Below are 18,773 nucleotides of genomic sequence, written 5' to 3'. Positions count from 1 at the left end.
AAAAGCCGTTAACGAACGGGTTTAACAGGTTTGTTGTTAAAACGGGCGGAAACTTTGCGCGCCATGCGTGACAGCAAAGGTTCCAGCACCAGCGCCAACAACATTTTTGCCGGACGACGGGCAACGGATTTCACCGCCCACCCCGCCACACCGGCCGGACCGTAACGCAGCGCTGTCAACAACACCAGTTTTCCGGCGATTTTCAGACCGGGTTTCATTTTTTGTCCTGCCTGTTGCCAATTACGCGCCATCAGAAACCTCATTCGTTAAACAGTTAATTATAGCTGGCGAAAACGGCTGCGCAGGGAGAAGGTGTCAGAGGTGACATAGCGCTCCATGTCGCGCAGACGCTTCTCGCCTGCGGCCAGCTCGGCATCCACCGCATCCAGCAATTCGCCGCTGGTGGGCACCGCCTCGCCGTCGGCCAGATTATCCGGCATCGGGTCAAGCATGAATGTCATGATGATGTAGGCCACCACCACAAAGAAAAACAGCCCGAAAAACATCGCCAGCACGGTGATCAGGCGAACCAGTTTGACCGGCACGTCGAAGTAGTGCGCCACGCCGGCGCAGACCCCTTTCACCATGCCCTGCTGCGGCATACGCCAGAGCTTTTTATTCAGATCTAATCCAGCCATCAGCGATCCCTCCAGTTCGGATGTTCAGCATCCAGGATAGATTCCAGCGCCTGGATACGTTCGCGCATACGTTGTGCGTCGGCATTCAACTGCGCCAGGCGTTGCTGTTCGCTTTGCGACAGCGCGTTGCGGGACGACCGGTTGTTGTAATGCAGCCACAGCCAGATGGGCAGCACGAACAAAATAAACAGCGTCAGGGGAATAGCCAGAAACAGCGCGCTCATGTGTACTCCTTACAGGTGAGGTGAAGGCGCGCTCAGGCGCCTTATCGTTATTATTGAAGATCCTGTTTCATTTTCGCTTTCAGCTGCGCCAGCTGCTCGCTGATGGCGTCGTCGGCTTTCAGTTCCGCAAACTCCTGATCCAGCGATTTCTGCTTACCGAAAGCATGGCTTTCCGCCTCGGCTTCCATATGGTCGATACGACGCTCGAAAGATTCAAAACGCGCCATCGCTTCGTCGATTTTGCCGCTGTCGAGCTGACGGCGCACATCACGGGACGAGCTGGCCGCCTGGTGGCGCAGCGTCAGTGCCTGCTGGCGGGCGCGGGTTTCGCTGAGTTTGTTCTCAAGCTCGCCGATCTCTTTCTTCATGCGCACCAGCGTATCATCCACCAGCGTCACTTCATGTTCGAGGGTGGCGATCACGTCAGTTAATTTCTGTTTTTCGATCAGCGCCGCACGGGCCAGATCGTCTTTTTCTTTACGCAGCGCCAGTTCCGCTTTTTCCTGCCACTCTGCCTGCTGGGCGGTGGCCTGTTCAATACGGCGTGACAGCTGTTTCTTTTCAGCCAGCGCACGGGCTGAGGTGGAGCGAACTTCGACCAGCGTGTCTTCCATTTCCTGGATCATCAGACGCACTAATTTTTGCGGGTCTTCAGCCTTCTCAAGCAGTGAGTTGATGTTGGCGTTCACGATGTCGGCGAAACGAGAAAAAATACCCATAATTCAGTCCTCATATTTTCTGTTATCGGGCCAGGCCCTGCTGATTGAGTAATACAATTCCCGTGCCAGCTTTTTATACCATTGATAATAAAGAAAATGATTAATTTTACCGCAGCGGTGAAATGGGTTAGAGTGGTGAAATACACCAACCAGTGGCGAATTTCATCATGGCGGAATACAAAGATAATCTTCTTGGCGAAGCAAACAGCTTTATCGATGTGCTGGAGCAGGTTTCCCGTCTGGCGCCGCTGAATAAACCGGTGTTGATCATCGGTGAGCGCGGCACCGGCAAGGAGCTGATAGCCAACCGCCTGCACTTTCTCTCTTCCCGCTGGGACGGGCCCTTTATTTCGCTTAACTGCGCCGCGCTGAATGAAAATCTGCTGGATACCGAGCTGTTCGGCCATGAAGCCGGGGCTTTTACCGGCGCGCAGAAACGCCATCCGGGACGCTTTGAACGCGCCGACGGCGGCACGCTGTTTCTCGATGAGCTGGCGACCGCGCCAATGCTGGTGCAGGAAAAACTGCTGCGCGTGATCGAATACGGCGAGCTGGAGCGCGTCGGCGGCAGCCGTCCGTTACAGGTGAACGTGCGGCTGGTGTGTGCCACTAACGCCGATTTACCGCAGATGGTGGAGAATGAAACCTTCCGCGCCGACCTGCTCGACCGGCTGGCCTTTGATGTGGTGCAACTGCCGCCGCTGCGCGAACGGCAAAGCGACATCATGCTGATGGCCGATCACTTTGCCATTCAGATGTGCCGCGAACTAGGGCTGCCGCTGTTTCCGGGCTTTACCGAACGCGCCCGCGATACGCTGCTGGGCTACCGCTGGCCGGGGAACATTCGTGAACTGAAAAACGTTGTCGAGCGCTCGGTGTACCGCCACGGCAGCAGCGATACGCCCCTTGACGAGATAATTATCGATCCCTTTCACCGCGCCCCGCCGCCGGTCAGGTCAACGACGGATAGCGAAGCGCTGCCCGCCCTGCCGCTGGATCTGCGGCAGTTTCAGCAATCCCAGGAAAAAGCGCTGCTGGAAAGCAGCCTGCAGCAGGCAAAGTTTAACCAGAAACGCGCGGCGGAACTGCTGGGACTGACTTACCATCAGCTGCGCGCGCTGCTGAAAAAGCACGCGCTGTAAGGGCTATTTTTTATTCATCATCGCTTTCAGATCGGCGAAAGGATTATATTTCGCCTCGCCGACATCTTTCTGCGCATCTTCCCCGGCGATCACCGTCGAGCCGTACTGATCCGCCTCGGTGTATTTCGAGTGCTCATGATCGTGGCAGTACAGGCACAATAGCTCCCAGTTGCTGCCGTCCGGCGGGTTGTTGGTATGATCGTGATCGATATGGTGCACCGTTAACTCACGCAGGTTTGAGTAGACAAATTCGCGGGAGCACCGGCCGCACACCCACGGATAGATCTTTAACGCACGTTCCCGGTAATCCACTTCCAGGCGGGCATAGTTCTTCGGAATAATAGCCATCGCGGCAATCCTTTTGGTCACAGAGATAGACCACCATAATATCAGGCGGGGGCGTGTTTGCGGCAAATATCCCGCACAAACTCCCGCAACCAGCGATGACCGGCATCGGCTTCCATACGGGGATGCCACATCTGGGAAATGGTGATCGGGCGGGTTTCTACCGGCAGCGCAAAGGTATGCAGCCTTGCCGCCTGCTGGTGGATCAGAAAAGAGGCCGGCACCAGCGCCACCAGATCGGACGCCTGGGCCACCGCCACCGCCGCCGGAAAGCCGGGCACGACGGCTGCGATATGGCGTTCCAGGCCAAGCGCCGCCAGCGCTTCATCCACCGGCCCGCCCGCCTTGCCGCGCCGTGACGCCACCACGTGGCCGTGGGCGATATACTCTTCCACGCTGACTTCCGGCATCGCGGCCAGCGGATGCCCGTGTCTGATCACGCCGACAAAACGATCGCGGAACAGCGCCTGAATGCGGATCTCCGGCCCCATATCACCGAGCACGCCGATTTCCAGATCAATCTGCCCTTCCCGCAGCGGCGCGGCATTTTTCGCAAGCTTAGGCGCAAAACACAATCGCACCTGCGGGGCCTGTTGTGCGGCGGCGACAATCAGTTTTGGCCCGAACGCCTCCACAAAGCCGTCGTTAGCCCGCAGGGTAAAGGTGCGGCGGTAAGTGGTTAAATCGAGCTTCTCCGCCGCCGGACGCAGCACGGCCAGCGCATCAAACACCGTCTGCCGGGTGCGCTCGCGCACCGCACCGGCATAAGGCGTCAGCACCATATGACGCCCTGCGCGTACCAGCAGCGGATCGCCGGTAACCGACCGCAGACGGCTGAGGGTGCGGCTCATCGCCGATTCACTGAGGCCAAGCCGCCGGGCCGCCCCCGCCACGCTGGCTTCCGCCAGCAGCGCATCAAGGGCGATCAGTAAGTTCAGATCCGGTTGGTTCATGTCAGCCTTTCCTTATTTCCCCGCTCATCAATCGCACTATAACAGGCGTCCGGTGCAGGTTATAACTGCAATTGCTGCGTCTTCCGCCGGGTGTGGTACGCCGGTAGGCTGTCAGCAAATGACAATGCGCTTAACAAGGTGAATACGATGGAACTCTTTTCTGACAAAGCGGGCGACGAAGGCTTACCCGGACGCCCGCGTGCGCTGGCCATGGCGGCAGTAATGACCACCACCACCATGGCGGTGTTTGACGGATCAATGGTAAATATCGCCCTGCCGCAGATCGCCGCCGCGCTGCAGGTTTCTGCCCCGGCGGCGGTGTGGGTGGCGAATGGTTATTTGCTGGCGGCGGCAATGACGCTGGCGATTTTCGCCGCGCTGGCGAGCCGCTTTGGTTTTCGTCTGCTGTTTGCCTGTGGGCTTGGCCTGTTTACGGTAGCTTCGCTGGGATGCACCCTGTCCTCCTCCCTGACGGCTCTGACCGGCTGGCGTATTGTGCAGGGGATCGGCGGGGCCGCGACCCTGAGCATTGCGCCTGCAATCCTGCGCTCCATCTTTCCCGACCGGCTGCTCGGCCGCATTCTTGGGCTGCATGCGCTGCTGATCGCCGCCAGCACCGCGCTGGCCCCGCTGCTGGGCGGCACGCTGCTGGCGACGCTGAGCTGGCGCTGGCTGTTTGCCGTCAATCTGCCACTCGGCGTGATGGCCCTGGCGTTAACCCTGCGAACGATCCCTGGCAAAAAAACGCCGCAGCGCGAACCCTTTGACGCCGCCGGCGCACTGCTGTCGGCGATAATGCTCGGCGCGCTGATCATGACCGCCAGCACCTTTGCCCGGCCGGAGAAAGACGACGGTATGCTGATAACCGCCCTGGCATACGGACTGCTCGCCATTGTCGCAGGCGTGCTGTTCGTCTGGCGGCAACAGCGTGCGCCAAAACCGCTGCTGCCGCTGGCGATGTTCTCATCAATGCGTTTTTCTCTGGCGGCGCTCACCTCGCTGGCATCCTTCGTCAGCCAGGGGATGACCTTCGTCGCGCTGCCGTTTTTATTCCAGAGCCTCTACGGTTACAGCGCCTTTGAATCGGCGCTGCTGTTTACTCCCTGGCCGCTGGGCATCATTCTGGCCGCGCCGCACGCCGGACGTTTTGCGGATCGCCATTCCCCCGCGCTTATCTCCACCGTCGGCCTGTGTGTGTTTGCCGCAGGTCTGGTCCTGCTGGCGCTGTTGCCGGATCACGCTCCGATGTGGGACATCGGCGTGCGCAGTTTTGTGTGTGGCCTGGGGTTTGGCTGTTTTCAGAGCCCGAACAACCGGGAAATGCTGGCGAACGTCTCGCGGGAGAACGGCGGCTATGCCTCCGGCGTGCTGGCGATCGTGCGTACCTTCGGACAATGTCTGGGCGCGGCGCTGGTCGGCGTGTTGCTGTCGCTGTCCGGTGATGCGCTGGCGGTACACCTCAGTTTGTGGGTGGCGGCGATGGCGACGGCGGTGGCGCTGCTGTTCAGCGTTAGTCGCCTGAGAAAGTGACGCGTTTGATGACTTTTCCGCCAGTTATCCGCAGACATTTTTACGCGGCGGCGTTAAGTGCGATACACTTTGCAGATCAGTCTTAAAACCAAAGAAATTATGCGCCTAATTTTATCGTCTCTGCTGATGAGTGCCGGTCTGTTAAGCGGACTGGCGCAGGCCGAGCCTGTGCCGCCCGCCGCCCGCGATATTCGTGACAGCGGCTTTGTGTACTGCGTGAACGGTCAGGTGAACACCTTTAACCCGCAAAAAGCCAGCAGCGGCCTGATTGTCGACACCCTCGCCGCCCAGCTTTACGATCGTCTGCTGGATGTCGATCCCTATACCTACCGGCTGGTGCCGGAGCTGGCGGAAAGCTGGGAAGTGCTGGACAACGGCGCGACTTACCGTTTTCGCCTGCGCAACGACGTGTCCTTCCAGACCACCGCGTGGTTTAAACCGACCCGTAAGCTGAATGCGGACGATGTGACCTTTACCTTCCAGCGTATTTTCGACCGCAAACATCCGTGGCATAACATTAACGGCAGCAGCTTCCCCTATTTCGACAGCCTGCAATTCGCCGATACCGTGGAGAGCGTGCGCAAAATCGACAACCGCACCGTTGAGTTTCGTCTGCGCCAGCCGGATGCATCTTTCCTCTGGCATCTGGCGACCCACTACGCGTCGGTGATGTCGGCAGAGTACGCCGCGGATCTGGCGAAGAACGACCATCAGGAGCTACTGGATCGCCAGCCGGTCGGCACCGGCCCGTTCCAGCTCGGCGATTATCGCGCCGGGCAGTATATTCGGTTACAACGTCACGAAAGATTCTGGCGCGGCACGCCGCTGATGCCGCAGGTGGTCGTCGATCTCGGCTCCGGCGGCACCGGGCGGTTATCCAAACTGCTGACCGGCGAATGCGATGTGCTGGCCTGGCCCGCCGCCAGCCAGCTTACCAGCCTGCGCGACGATCCGCGTCTGCGCCTGACGCTGCGACCCGGCATGAACATCGCTTATCTGGCGTTTAATACCGACAAGCCGCCGCTGAATAATCCGCAGGTGCGCCACGCACTGGCGCTGGCGATTAATAATCAGCGGCTGATGCAGTCCATTTACTATGGCACCGCAGAAACCGCCGCGTCGATTTTGCCCCGCGCCTCCTGGGCCTATGATAACGAAGCGAAAATTACCGAATACAATCCCGATGAAGCGCGCGCACGGCTTAAAGCGCTGGGACTGGAAAACATGACCCTTGAGCTGTGGGTGCCGACCAGCTCCCAGGCCTGGAACCCCAGCCCGTTGAAAACGGCAGAGCTGATCCAGGCGGATATGGCGCAGGTGGGCGTGACGGTGAAAATCGTGCCGGTAGAGGGCCGTTTCCAGGAGGCGCGTCTGATGGACATGAATCATGATCTCACCCTTTCCGGCTGGTCAACGGACAGTAACGATCCGGACAGTTTCTTCCGTCCGCTGTTGAGCTGCGCGGCGATCGAATCGCAGACCAACTTCGCCCACTGGTGCAACCGCGATTTCGACAGCGTGCTGCAAAAAGCCCTGCGCTCGCAGCAGCTGGCGTCGCGCATTGAGGCTTACGACGAGGCGCAAACCATTCTCGCCCGTGAACTGCCGGTGCTGCCGCTGGCCTCCTCACTGCGCTTACAGGCGTATCGGTACGATATGAAAGGCCTGGTGTTGAGTCCCTTTGGTAACGCCTCTTTTGCGGGCGTGTCGCGTGAAAAAGAGCACTCCGAGGATAAACAGCCATGATCATTTTTACGCTGCGGCGCATACTTCTGCTGATGGTCACGCTGTTTTTGCTGACCTTTGTCGCCTTCAGCCTGAGCTATTTTACGCCCCATGCGCCGCTGTCAGGGGCGTCGCTCTGGAACGCCTGGGCGTTCTGGTTTAACGGCGTGCTGCACTGGGACTTCGGCGTCTCCAGCATTAACGGCCAGCTGATTTCCGAACAGTTAAAAGATGTGTTTCCGGCCACCATGGAGCTGTGCATTCTGGCGTTCACCTTTGCGCTGGTGCTCGGTATTCCCGTCGGTATGCTGGCGGGAATTTCGCGCAATAAATGGCAGGATAAATTTATCAGCGCGCTGGCGCTGCTCGGCTTTTCCATTCCGGTATTCTGGCTGGCGCTGCTGCTGACGCTGTTTTTCTCGCTCACCCTGGGCTGGCTGCCGGTGTCCGGACGCTTTGATCTGCTCTATGAAGTGAAAACCGTGACCGGCTTTGCCATTATCGACGCCTGGCTGTCGGATTCGCCCTGGCGCGATGAGATGATCATGAGCGCCCTGCGCCATATGGTGCTGCCGGTGCTGACGCTGGCGGTGGCCCCGACCACAGAAGTGATCCGCCTGATGCGCATCAGCACCATTGATGTGTTTGAGCAGAATTATATTAAAGCCGCGGCCACGCGCGGCGTGTCGCGGCTGACAATTTTGCGCCGCCATGTGCTGCACAACGCCCTGCCGCCGGTGATCCCGCGTCTCGGTTTGCAGTTCTCCACCATGCTGACGCTGGCGATGATCACCGAAATGGTGTTCAGCTGGCCGGGGCTGGGACGCTGGATGATCAACGCTATCCGCCAGCAGGATTACGCGGCGATTTCCGCAGGCGTAATGGTGATTGGCGCACTGGTGATCATCGTGAACGTGATTTCTGACATTGTGGGCGCGCTGGCGAACCCCTTGAAACATAAGGAATGGTATGCCCTCCGATAACGTCTACAGCGAAAAGCGCGCCCCCGGCGCGCTGCGCAACGTCTGGCGCAAGTTTTACAGCGATACCGCGGCGATGGTCGGTTTGTACGGCTGCGCGGGGCTGATGCTGCTGTGCCTGTTTGGCGCCTGGTTTGCGCCTTATGGCATCGATCAGCAGTTCCTGGGCTATCAGCTGCTGCCGCCGTCCTGGTCACGCTACGGCGAAGTGTCGTTTTTCCTTGGCACTGACGATCTGGGGCGCGATGTATTGAGCCGTCTGCTCAGCGGCGCGGCCCCGACGGTGGGCGGCGCGTTTCTGGTGACCCTCGCGGCAACCCTGTGCGGGCTGGTGCTGGGCGTGGTCGCCGGGGCGACGCACGGACTGCGCTCGGCGGTACTGAATCATATTCTGGATACGCTGCTGTCGATCCCTTCGCTGCTGCTGGCAATCATTGTGGTGGCCTTTTCCGGCCCGCATCTCAGCCACGCGATGTTCGCCGTCTGGCTGGCGCTGCTGCCGCGCATGGTGCGCTCGGTCTACAGTCTGGTGCATGATGAGCTGGAAAAAGAGTATGTGGTTGCCGCCCGTCTGGATGGCGCGACGACAATGAACATTTTGTGGTTCGCCGTGCTGCCGAATATGACCGCCGGGCTGGTGACGGAAATTACCCGCGCCCTGTCGATGGCCATTCTGGATATCGCCGCGCTGGGCTTTCTCGATCTGGGGGCGCAACTGCCCTCCCCGGAATGGGGCGCGATGCTTGGCGATGCGCTGGAGCTGATTTATGTCGCGCCCTGGACAGTGATGCTGCCGGGCGTGGCGATCATGCTGAGCGTACTGCTGGTTAACCTGCTGGGCGACGGGATCCGTCGTGCGGTCAATGCGGGGGTGGAATAATGCCGTTACTCGATATTCGTAATCTGACCATTGAGGTCAAAATTGGCGAGCAGTGGGTTCGCGCCGTTGACCGGGTGAGCATTACGCTGGCCGAAGGGGAGATCCGCGGGCTGGTGGGCGAATCCGGCTCCGGCAAAAGCCTGGTCGCGAAGGCGATTTGCGGCGTCAACAAAGATAACTGGCGCGTCACCGCCGACCGTATGCGTTTTGACGACATCGATCTGATGCGCCTCTCCGTGCGCGAGCGGCGTAAACTGCTCGGCCATAACGTGTCGATGATCTTCCAGGAGCCGCAGTCCTGTCTCGATCCTTCCGAGCGCGTCGGCAAACAGCTAATGCAGAATATCTCCGGCTGGACCTATAAAGGCCGCTGGTGGCAGCGTTTCGGCTGGCGCAAACGCCGCGCCATCGAGCTGCTGCACCGGGTAGGGATCAAAGATCATAAAGACGCGATGCGCAGCTTCCCCTACGAGCTGACCGAAGGCGAGTGCCAGAAAGTGATGATCGCCATTGCGCTGGCCAACCAGCCGCGTCTGCTGATCGCCGATGAGCCGACCAACGCCATGGAGCCAACCACCCAGGCGCAGATTTTCCGCCTGCTGTCCCGGCTTAATCAGAACAATAACACCACCATTTTGTTGATCAGCCATGACCTGCAAATGCTGAGCCAGTGGGCCGATCGCATTAACGTGATGTACTGCGGCCAGACGGTGGAAACCGCGCCGAGCGAGGATTTGATCAGCACGCCGCATCATCCTTATACCCAGGCGCTGATCCGCGCCATTCCGGATTTTGGCAGCCCGATGCCGCACAAAAGCCGTCTAAACACCCTGCCGGGAGCCATTCCGTTGCTTGAACAGTTACCGATAGGCTGCCGTCTGGGGCCGCGCTGCCCCTATGCGCAGCGCAAATGTATCGACACGCCGCGCCTCGCGGGGCCTAAAAACCATCTTTTCGCCTGTCATTTTCCCCTGAATATGGAGCGCGAATAAGATGCCGGAAACGCTGCTTGAAGTGCATAACCTGAGCAAAACCTTCCGCTACCGCACCGGCTGGTTCCGCCGTCAGACGCTGGAGGCGGTAAAACCGCTCAGCTTTACCCTGCGCGAGAAACAGACGCTGGCGATTATTGGCGAGAACGGCTCCGGCAAATCCACGCTGGCGAAAATGCTGGTGGGCATGACCGAGCCGACCACCGGCGAGCTGCGCATTAACGATCATCCCCTGCACTATGGCGATTACTCGTTCCGCAGCCAGCGCATCCGTATGATTTTTCAGGATCCCTCTACCTCGCTGAACCCGCGTTCGCGCGTTTCGCAGATCCTCGATTTTCCGCTGCGGCTGAACACCGATCTCACGCCGGAAGCGCGCCGCAAGCGCATCGCCGAAACGCTGCGCATGGTCGGGCTGCTGCCGGATCACGTCAGCTACTATCCGCACATGCTGGCCCCCGGCCAGAAACAGCGTCTGGGGCTGGCGCGCGCGCTGATCCTGCGTCCGCAGGTCATTATTGCCGATGAGGCGCTGGCCTCGCTGGACATGTCGATGCGCTCGCAGCTGATTAACCTGATGCTGGAGTTGCAGGAAAAACACGGGATTTCATATATTTACGTGACCCAGCATATCGGCATGATGAAGCATATCAGCGACCAGGTGCTGGTAATGCACCAGGGCGAAGTGGTGGAGCGCGGCAGCACCGCCGACGTGCTGGCATCGCCGCTGCATGAGCTGACCCGGCGCTTGATTGCCGGGCATTTTGGCGAAGCCTTAACCGCTGACGCCTGGCGTAAAGATGTCTGACCTGTGGCGCAGCAGCGTACCGCGGGAAAAATAACGTGACAGATCCCATTGTCAGTGGGATATAATTTACCGTTAGTGTTGAATAATTGTGACTTAATAATCGTAACCTGATGATTATTAAGTCATAAAATGAGCAGAAACTATAAGGATTCAAAACTATGGGTTTTCTTACCGGTAAACGCATTCTGATTACTGGCGTTGCCAGTAAACTCTCCATTGCCTGGGGTATCGCACAGGCAATGCATCGCGAAGGCGCAGAGCTGGCCTTTACCTACCAGAACGACAAGCTGAAAAGCCGTGTCGAAGGGTTCGCCGCTGACCTGGGCTCCAGCCTGGTGCTGCCGTGCGACGTAGCGGAAGATGAGAGCATCGAAGCGCTGTTTACCGAACTGGCTAAAAGCTGGCCGAAATTCGACGGTTTCGTACACTCCATCGGTTTCGCACCGGGCGATCAGCTGGATGGCGACTACGTGAACGCCGTAACCCGTGATGGTTTTAAAATCGCGCACGACATCAGCTCCTACAGCTTTGTGGCCATGGCAAAAGCCTGCCGCGCGATGCTGAACCCGAACTCCGCCCTGCTGACCCTCTCCTACCTGGGCGCAGAGCGCGCTATCCCGAACTACAACGTGATGGGTCTGGCGAAAGCGTCTCTGGAAGCGAACGTGCGTTACATGGCGAACGCTATGGGCCCGGAAGGCGTGCGCGTAAACGCCATCTCTGCCGGTCCGATCCGCACCCTGGCGGCGTCTGGTATTAAAGACTTCCGTAAAATGCTGGCCCATTGCGAAGCGGTCACTCCGATCCGTCGCACTGTAACCATCGAAGATGTGGGCAACAGCGCAGCCTTCCTGTGCTCTGACCTCTCCGGCGGTATTTCCGGTGAAGTGGTTCACGTTGACGGCGGCTTCAGCATCGCCGCGATGAACGAGCTGGAACTGAAATAATCCCCCTGACGCCCCTTCCGCCCGGAGGGGGTGTTTTCCCCGTTATGCCTTTCTGATCTTTGTTATCACCCAACAATATTTCATCCTCCTTCCCGCTTACGCCAGGATAATGCTGCGAAAAAGATCCGGCGCATCCTGATGTCACGTCTCCGGATCGTCACTTTCAGATCAAGGAACGCTCATGGAACAACGCCGTTTTTCCGGCAAAGGTCACTGGTATCATGAAACCCAGTCGAGTACCGGCCAGACTCCCGCGCTACCATTAGTTCCCGAAGCCGCCACCGTTAACGACCGCTTTTTGCTGGATTTACCGCTGACGAACGACATGCTGGCCGCCTGTGACTCCTGGCTACGCCCGGCACGCAATCTGTGCGCCCGTCTGTTTCCGCAGCAGGTAGCCGTGAGCCGCCTGCGCACCTTTACCGCTTACGACCGCCTCAGCACGGCGCTGACCGCAGCCCAGGTGTATGGCGTCCAGCGGCTGTGCAATCACTATGCCGCACGCCTCGCGCCGCTCAATGGCCCGGATCCCTCACGGGAAAGTAACCGCCGTCTGGCGCAAATCACCCAGTACGCCCGGCAGCTCGCCAGCTCGCCGGAGGTGATTGATAACCGCGCCCGGCAGCAGCTTGATGAGGTTGGCCTGACCTGCGACGACATTATTCTGATGGATCAGATCATCGGCTTTATCGGTTTTCAGGCGCGCGTGGTCGCCGCGTTTCAGGCGATGCAGGGCATGCCGGTGCGCTGGCTGCCAGGCATGGAAATGCAGGCCTGGGCTGATGCAGAACGCTTTAGCGCCGGGGCTGACGGCTGGTCCGCGGCCTTCAGCGGCGTAGAACTGCGCCGCGCCAGCGCAAGCCAGCTGGAAGCCCATGCGCAATGGCAGACGCAGCCGGAGCTGCGCGTGCTGGCGGCGTCGCTGGCCCATGAGCATGTTGTGCTTAATGAACTTGGCGCGATCCTGGAAAGCGGTTTACGGGCTGAACTCCCCCCGGCGGTAGTGCAGCTGGTGGCGCAACTCACCGCGCGCATTAACGGCAGCGTGGACTGTTTTGCGGCCAGCGCGCAACGCGATGAGACGCTGCGCACCGCGTTGCAGGACGGTGAGCAGGCGCTGCTGGCATGGAGTCAGGACGACGCACAAACGCGGGCGGTTATTGTCGCCGTACAACTGCTGACCCGGGCGGCGGATCGCTTTAGCGCCGCGCAGTTTATTCCGCTTACCGAGCAGGGTTTTACCACCCATCAGGCGCTCTCGCTGCTGGCGTGGAGCGGGTTATGCGGCTGGTTGAACCGTCTGAAAATCGCGCTGGGTGAGCGCCAGTAACGCGAAAGAGCGCTTGCTGCGCCCCCCGTATTCGCGTAAAACTGTCAGCCGCTCTTTTGGCCACGAAAATACAAAATTATGTTCCAGGACAACCCGCTGCTTGCTCAGCTAAAACAGCAATTACATTCTAAGACGCCTCGCGCGGAAGGCGTCGTCAAAGCCACGGAAAAAGGCTTTGGTTTCCTCGAAGTAGATGCGCAGAAAAGCTATTTCATTCCGCCGCCGCAGATGAAAAAAGTGATGCATGGCGACCGTATTATCGCGGTGATCCATAGCGAAAAAGAACGTGAATCCGCCGAGCCGGAGGAACTGGTTGAACCTTTCCTGTCCCGCTTCGTCGGTAAAGTACAGAAAAAAGACGATCGTCTGTCCATCGTCCCTGATCATCCCCTGCTGAAAGACGCCATCCAGTGCCGACCGGCGCGCGGTGTCGAGCACAATTTTGCCGATGGCGACTGGGCGGTTGCAGAAATGCGCCGTCACCCGCTGAAAGGCGATCGCGGCTTTTACGCGGAGCTGACCCAGTTTATTACCTTCGGCGACGATCATTTCGTGCCGTGGTGGGTGACCCTTGCCCGCCACAATCTGGAAAAAGAAGCGCCGAACGGCGTCGCTACCGAAATGCTGGACGAGGGCCTTGAGCGTGTCGATCTGACCGCCCTGGATTTCGTCACCATTGACAGCGCCAGCACCGAAGATATGGATGATGCTCTGTACGCCGAAGAGCTGGCGGATGGCCGCCTGCAACTGACGGTGGCCATTGCCGATCCGACCGCGTGGATAGCCCAGGACAGCAAGCTGGATAACATTGCTAAAGTTCGTGCTTTCACTAACTATCTGCCGGGCTTTAACATCCCGATGCTGCCGCGCGAGCTTTCTGACGATCTCTGTTCACTGCGCCCGCAGACCCTGCGCCCGGCGCTGGCCTGCCGCATGACCATCAGCGCTGACGGCACTATCGAAGACAATATTGAATTCTTCGCCGCTACCATCGAGTCGAAAGCCAAGCTGGTGTACGACGAGATCTCTGACTGGCTGGAAGGCAAAGATGGCTGGACGCCGCCGACGGATGCCATCGCCGCGCAGATCCGTCTGCTGCATCGTATCTGCCTTGCCCGCGCTGAATGGCGCACCACCCATGCGCTGGTGTTTAAAGACCGTCCGGATTACCGCTTTGTGCTGGGCGAAAAAGGCGAAGTGCTGGACATCGTTGCCGAGCCGCGCCGCATCGCTAACCGCATTGTTGAAGAGTCGATGATTGCCGCCAACATCTGTGCCGCCCGCGTGCTGCGCGATAAGCTCGGTTTCGGCATCTACAACGTGCATTTAGGGTTCGATCCGGCTAATGGCGAAGCGCTGGCGGCCCTGCTCAGCACCCACGGTCTGCATGTGGACGCCGAAGAAGTGCTGACGCTGAACGGCTTCTGCAAGCTGCGTCGTGAACTGGACGCACAGCCGTCTGGTTTCCTCGACAGCCGCATTCGCCGCTTCCAGTCTTACGCGGAAATCAGCACCGAGCCAGGCCCGCACTTTGGTCTCGGTCTTGAGGCCTATGCCACCTGGACGTCACCGATCCGTAAGTACGGCGATATGATCAACCATCGTCTGCTGAAAGCGATCATCAAAAATGAAACCATCGCCCGTCCGCAGGACGATACCACGGTGCAGATGACCGAACGCCGTCGCCTTAACCGTATGGCGGAACGCGATGTCGGCGACTGGCTGTATGCCCGCTTCCTGAAGGACAAAGCCGGAACCGATACGCGCTTTGCCGCAGAGATCATCGACATCAGCCGTGGCGGGATGCGCGTCCGTCTGGTGGATAATGGTGCGGTGGCCTTTATTCCCGCCCCGTTCATCCATGCGGTGCGCGACGAAATGGTATGCAGCCAGGAAAGCGGTACCGTGCAGATAAAAGGCGAGACGGTGTATAAAGTCACTGATGTGATTGATGTGACCATCGCCGAGGTGCGTATGGAAACCCGTAGCGTGATCGCCCGACCTGTGGCATAAAAGCCGAACGGTATATCAACCGGTCTCGCTGTTCTGGCGAGACCGTTACTCTCTCCTGACGTCTGCCGCGCTACGTCAAAATTCCGGATTTTTTCCCCCACATTTGGCTAAAAACAGCCACACTTAGTTATGCACTTTTACGCATGAAAAGTCGTTCAGAACAAGAGTTTAGCAATAGATATGCAATTTGTTAGCCACGCTTTATTATAAGAATGCGAATGGAAAACAGTAAGTTCAACCTGCTCCTGTGAAGAGACAGTGTGAAAACTTCACCGTTATAAGGTTCTGTTGCGCTTTGGGTGGAATGGGAGACTGCATGAAAGACGATGTGGAGCAAAATTTGCTGTTTCGTTACCTTGGGACAACCAGCCCTTTCTGGCGTCTCACCGCTGACAGCAACGCACTTCATCTTGCCGCGAGTGAAACCGCAGACATCAGCCAGGTGTTTGCGCTGAGCGATCATCAGGCGGATACGATCCGTGAAATGACGGTGATTACCACCAGTTTGACCATGACCATTTCCATGTTTGGCGATGACGTGCCGCTGCATCTGGTGGGCCGCAAGATATCGAAAAAAGAGTGGGCGGGTACGGCGTCTTCCTGGAATGATACTTCCTCCGTAGCCCGTGATTTGGTGCAGGGGTTGTCCTTTGCGGAACAGGTGGTGTCCGAAGCCAATTCGGTCATTGTGATCCTCGATCGACACGGCAACATCCAGCGCTTTAACCGGCTGTCTGAAGAATATACGGGGATGCGCGAGCAGGAAGTTATCGGGCAGAACGTTTTTAAATTATTTATGAGCCGCAGCGAGGCGCTCGCCTCAAAGCGTAATATCAGCGAGTTTTTCCGTAACGGCAGTTCCTATGAAGTGGAGCGCTGGATCAAGACGCGCAAAGGCCAGCGACTGTTTTTGTTCCGCAATAAATTTGTGCACAGCGGCAGCGGCAAAAACGAAATTTTCCTGATTTGTTCCGGCACCGACATTACCGAAGAGCGCCGGGCTCAGGAGCGGCTGCGCGTACTGGCCAACACCGACACCATTACCGGACTGCCGAACCGCAATGCCATCCATGAACTGATCAGCGATGCCATTGCCTGCCGCGACGATACGCAGGTGGGCATTGTTTATCTCGATCTGGATAATTTTAAAAAGGTGAACGATGCCTACGGGCATATGTTTGGCGATCAGCTGTTACAGGCGGTGTCGCTGGCGATTTTAAGCTGCCTGGAAGAAGGCCAGGTGCTGGCGCGTCTGGGCGGCGATGAGTTTATCGTGCTGGCGACGAATTCGTCGCAGAGTACGCTGGAAGCCATGGCCTCGCGTATTCTGACGCGACTGCGCCAGCCGTTCCGCATCGGGCTTATCGAAGTCTATACCGGTTGTTCGCTGGGGATTTCCCTTGCGCCGCAGCACGGCAACGATCGCGAGAGCGTGATCCGCAACGCGGATACCGCGATGTATACTGCCAAAGAGAGCGGCCGCGGTAAGTTCTGCGTCTTCTCACCAGAAATGAATCAGCGGGTATTTGAATACCTGTGGCTGGATACCAATCTGCGTAAGGCGCTGGAGAACGATCAGCTGCTGATCCACTATCAGCCGAAAATGACCTGGCGCGGCGAGATCCGCAGCCTGGAGGCGCTGGTGCGCTGGCAGTCGCCGGAGCGCGGCTTAATTGGCCCCATGGAGTTTATCTCTTATGCCGAGGAGTCCGGGCTGATTGTGCCGCTGGGACGTTGGGTTATGCTCAACGTGGTGCAGCAGGTGGCAAAGTGGCGCGACAAGGGCATTCATTTGCGCGTGGCGGTGAACGTTTCGGCCCGTCAGCTGGCGGATCAGACCATTTTCAGCGATCTGAAACAGGCGCTGAGCGATCTCAATTTTGAATATTGTCCGATCGACGTGGAGTTAACGGAAAGCTGCCTGATTGAAAACGAGGAGCTGGCGCTGTCAGTGATCCAGCAGTTCAGCGCGCTGGGGGCGCAGGTGCATCTGGATGATTTCGGTACCGGCTATTCGTCGCTGTCGCAGTTGGCGCGCTTCCCGCTGGATGCCATTAAGCTCGATCAGTCTTTTGTGCGCGATGTGCATAAGCAGCCGATTTCCCAGTCGCTGGTGCGGGCCATTGTCGCTGTGGCTCAGGCGCTTAATTTGCAGGTGATTGCGGAAGGGGTGGAAAGCGCCAAAGAAGACGCCTTTCTCACGAAGAATGGCGTCAATGAACGGCAGGGTTTTCTCTTTGCTAAGCCCATGCCCGCAGCCGTATTCGAGCGATGGTATAAACGTTATCTGACGCGCAAAGCGCGTTAGCTGGCTTTACTCAGACCGGCGACATGCCGGTTTTGTAACTGCACCAGGCGTTCCATGTAGGCGATGTCTTTGGGTTGCAGGCAGAACGCCGCGTCCACCCAGTCTTCGGTGATGTCCATCAGTTCACTGCGAGGCAACTGTATGACCCGCTGACGCGCGCGCAGCATGGCACGGACGCCATTGAGACGCGGTTGCAGCGTATCGATGAAGGTGCGCACGGCAACCGCCCCCTGCCCCGGTTCGAACAGTTCATCCACCAGGCCTTTAGGTTCGTACCATTCCGCCGTATGGGATTCGCCTTTATAGATCAGCTCCTCGGCCAGCTTCATGCCCGAACGCCGGGCGACCAGCGAATATCCCCCCATGCCGGGAAAAAGGTTAAAGGCGATTTCCGGGAAGCCCAGGCGCGCGTCCCGCTGCGCGAGCACAAAATGGTGCGCCAGCGCGGCTTCAAAGCCGCCGCCCAGCGCACTGCCTTCCACCATCGCCAGACTGATCGCCCCGGTATCGAAACCGCGTGAAGCGGCGTGCACACAGTCGACACAGGCCCGCGCGTAGGCCCTTAGCGCTTCACGACGGCCAGTTTGCAGGCAGTCAACAAAGAAACCCAGATCGCCTCCGGCGTTATAAATACCGGGGACCAGTGAGCCTGTTACCCAAAAATCCACCGCGAACCCCGCCTGCCTGACCAGCCAGGAAATATTCATGATCTCCTCAATCAGTCCGTGATTGAAGCATGGGCGGGGTTGCGCCCGTAACATCATCCAGACCGTGCGACGTTCCTCTTCGTAGTAGCCTGCCAGTTGGGTAAAGCGCTCTGTATCAGTGAACAATTTGCATGATGCATGGTTGGTAACTGTCATGGTCTTTTCCTCATTAATTAAAGCGCATTGCGCGCAGATTTAGACTAATGCAGGAGCAAACCAGGCAGTATGTGCGTAAGCTAATTTATAATTGGTACTTATGCTTTTTTAAGATTTCCTTTTTTCCCTTCTCTTTTTACACTAATTTCTGCATCATTGAATTTATTAACTTTTCGATACAGGGTGACGACATGGCCGACATCGACGCAAAGCAACTGGCAGGACGTATTGATACGGTGCTGGACATTCTGGTGGCGGGTGATTACCACTCCGCCATCCATAATCTGGAAATCCTGAAAGACGAATTACTCGCCCTTGACGCCGCCGGGCAAATATCCCCGCAGGGTGCGCCAAAAACACCCTGGGAAATCTGAAT

General features: G+C 58.1%; 19 protein-coding genes. 12 read left to right on the top strand and 7 right to left on the bottom strand.

Translation table 11 applies throughout. The features are described from left to right. Positions 1-8: 8 nt before the first annotated feature. From pspD to pspA, 4 genes are read right to left on the bottom strand one after another with little or no spacing between them, the layout of a single operon-like run. The gene (gene pspD, locus ACQUTD_RS13560; RefSeq protein WP_072568592.1) at positions 9-251 is read right to left on the bottom strand and encodes a phage shock protein PspD; all 243 of its coding nucleotides are present in this window, start codon (positions 249-251) and stop codon (positions 9-11) included. A 27-nt stretch (positions 252-278) separates the two neighbouring features. After that, complete coding sequence (pspC, locus tag ACQUTD_RS13555) at positions 279-638, bottom strand: envelope stress response membrane protein PspC (protein WP_072568593.1); 360 nt, start codon at positions 636-638, stop codon at positions 279-281. Beyond that, the gene (gene pspB, locus ACQUTD_RS13550; RefSeq protein WP_072568594.1) at positions 638-862 is read right to left on the bottom strand and encodes an envelope stress response membrane protein PspB; all 225 of its coding nucleotides are present in this window, start codon (positions 860-862) and stop codon (positions 638-640) included. The genes pspC and pspB overlap by 1 nt, the downstream gene beginning before the upstream one ends. Before the next feature lie 50 nt (positions 863-912). Beyond that, the gene (pspA, locus tag ACQUTD_RS13545; protein ID WP_318375509.1) at positions 913-1,581 is read right to left on the bottom strand and encodes a phage shock protein PspA; all 669 of its coding nucleotides are present in this window, start codon (positions 1,579-1,581) and stop codon (positions 913-915) included. Between the two features lie 152 nt (positions 1,582-1,733). Between pspA and pspF the strand changes: the two genes are divergently transcribed. After that, positions 1,734-2,723 (top strand): phage shock protein operon transcriptional activator, encoded by a 990-nt coding sequence (gene pspF, locus ACQUTD_RS13540; RefSeq protein WP_473275954.1) that lies wholly within the window; start codon positions 1,734-1,736, stop codon positions 2,721-2,723. A gap of 3 nt (positions 2,724-2,726) precedes the next feature. Here pspF and yajD read toward each other — a convergent pair whose 3' ends face one another. Together yajD and ACQUTD_RS13530 are read right to left on the bottom strand one after the other, a co-directional pair. Continuing rightward, on the bottom strand, positions 2,727-3,071 hold the full coding sequence (yajD, locus tag ACQUTD_RS13535; RefSeq protein ID WP_072568597.1) for an HNH nuclease YajD: 345 nt from the start codon (positions 3,069-3,071) through the stop codon (positions 2,727-2,729). A 41-nt stretch (positions 3,072-3,112) separates the two neighbouring features. Then, a complete protein-coding gene (locus ACQUTD_RS13530) occupies positions 3,113-4,021 on the bottom strand; it encodes a LysR substrate-binding domain-containing protein (protein ID WP_473275960.1) in 909 nt (302 codons plus the stop codon). Between the two features lie 147 nt (positions 4,022-4,168). On the opposite strand from ACQUTD_RS13530, the gene ACQUTD_RS13525 reads away from it, so the two are divergent. From ACQUTD_RS13525 to pdeR, 10 genes are all read left to right on the top strand, one after another. Continuing rightward, on the top strand, positions 4,169-5,551 hold the full coding sequence (locus tag ACQUTD_RS13525; protein WP_473275964.1) for an MFS transporter: 1,383 nt from the start codon (positions 4,169-4,171) through the stop codon (positions 5,549-5,551). 99 nt (positions 5,552-5,650) lie between these two features. After that, positions 5,651-7,297: an ABC transporter substrate-binding protein SapA gene (gene sapA / locus ACQUTD_RS13520; RefSeq protein ID WP_473275966.1), complete on the top strand. Its 1,647-nt coding sequence runs from the start codon at positions 5,651-5,653 to the stop codon at positions 7,295-7,297. Then, positions 7,294-8,259, top strand: a complete 966-nt coding sequence (sapB, locus tag ACQUTD_RS13515; protein WP_321987545.1) for a putrescine export ABC transporter permease SapB — start codon at positions 7,294-7,296, stop codon at positions 8,257-8,259. The genes sapA and sapB overlap by 4 nt, the downstream gene beginning before the upstream one ends. Beyond that, positions 8,246-9,136: a putrescine export ABC transporter permease SapC gene (gene sapC, locus ACQUTD_RS13510; protein ID WP_072568601.1), complete on the top strand. Its 891-nt coding sequence runs from the start codon at positions 8,246-8,248 to the stop codon at positions 9,134-9,136. The genes sapB and sapC overlap by 14 nt, the downstream gene beginning before the upstream one ends. After that, complete coding sequence (gene sapD / locus ACQUTD_RS13505) at positions 9,136-10,128, top strand: putrescine export ABC transporter ATP-binding protein SapD (protein WP_072568602.1); 993 nt, start codon at positions 9,136-9,138, stop codon at positions 10,126-10,128. The genes sapC and sapD overlap by 1 nt, the downstream gene beginning before the upstream one ends. Before the next feature lies 1 nt (position 10,129). Beyond that, positions 10,130-10,936 carry a putrescine export ABC transporter ATP-binding protein SapF gene (sapF, locus tag ACQUTD_RS13500; protein ID WP_321987546.1) on the top strand — a complete coding sequence of 269 codons (807 nt, stop codon included), beginning with the start codon at positions 10,130-10,132 and terminating at the stop codon, positions 10,934-10,936. 158 nt (positions 10,937-11,094) lie between these two features. Further along, positions 11,095-11,883 (top strand): enoyl-ACP reductase FabI, encoded by a 789-nt coding sequence (fabI, locus tag ACQUTD_RS13495; protein ID WP_072568604.1) that lies wholly within the window; start codon positions 11,095-11,097, stop codon positions 11,881-11,883. A gap of 181 nt (positions 11,884-12,064) precedes the next feature. Next, positions 12,065-13,213 (top strand): carboxymuconolactone decarboxylase family protein, encoded by a 1,149-nt coding sequence (locus ACQUTD_RS13490; RefSeq protein ID WP_321987547.1) that lies wholly within the window; start codon positions 12,065-12,067, stop codon positions 13,211-13,213. 78 nt (positions 13,214-13,291) lie between these two features. Then, positions 13,292-15,226, top strand: coding sequence for an exoribonuclease II (locus tag ACQUTD_RS13485; RefSeq protein WP_072568606.1), 1,935 nt, complete (start codon positions 13,292-13,294; stop codon positions 15,224-15,226). A gap of 316 nt (positions 15,227-15,542) precedes the next feature. After that, positions 15,543-17,534, top strand: a complete 1,992-nt coding sequence (gene pdeR, locus ACQUTD_RS13480; RefSeq protein ID WP_072568607.1) for a cyclic di-GMP phosphodiesterase — start codon at positions 15,543-15,545, stop codon at positions 17,532-17,534. Here pdeR and ACQUTD_RS13475 read toward each other — a convergent pair. After that, positions 17,531-18,397, bottom strand: coding sequence for a crotonase/enoyl-CoA hydratase family protein (locus tag ACQUTD_RS13475; protein WP_473275972.1), 867 nt, complete (start codon positions 18,395-18,397; stop codon positions 17,531-17,533). The two genes, pdeR and ACQUTD_RS13475, sit on opposite strands and share 4 nt — an antisense overlap. A 191-nt stretch (positions 18,398-18,588) precedes the next feature. Here ACQUTD_RS13475 and ACQUTD_RS13470 point away from each other — a divergent pair, with 191 nt between their 5' ends. Then, positions 18,589-18,771, top strand: a complete 183-nt coding sequence (locus ACQUTD_RS13470) for a YciZ family protein (protein WP_072569456.1) — start codon at positions 18,589-18,591, stop codon at positions 18,769-18,771. The last annotated feature ends 2 nt before the right edge of the window (positions 18,772-18,773 follow it).

The organism is Enterobacter sp. K510 (genome assembly GCF_055804875.1).
Note: the sequence above shows the minus strand (reverse complement) of the source record. Positions and strands in the feature narration are given on the sequence as shown.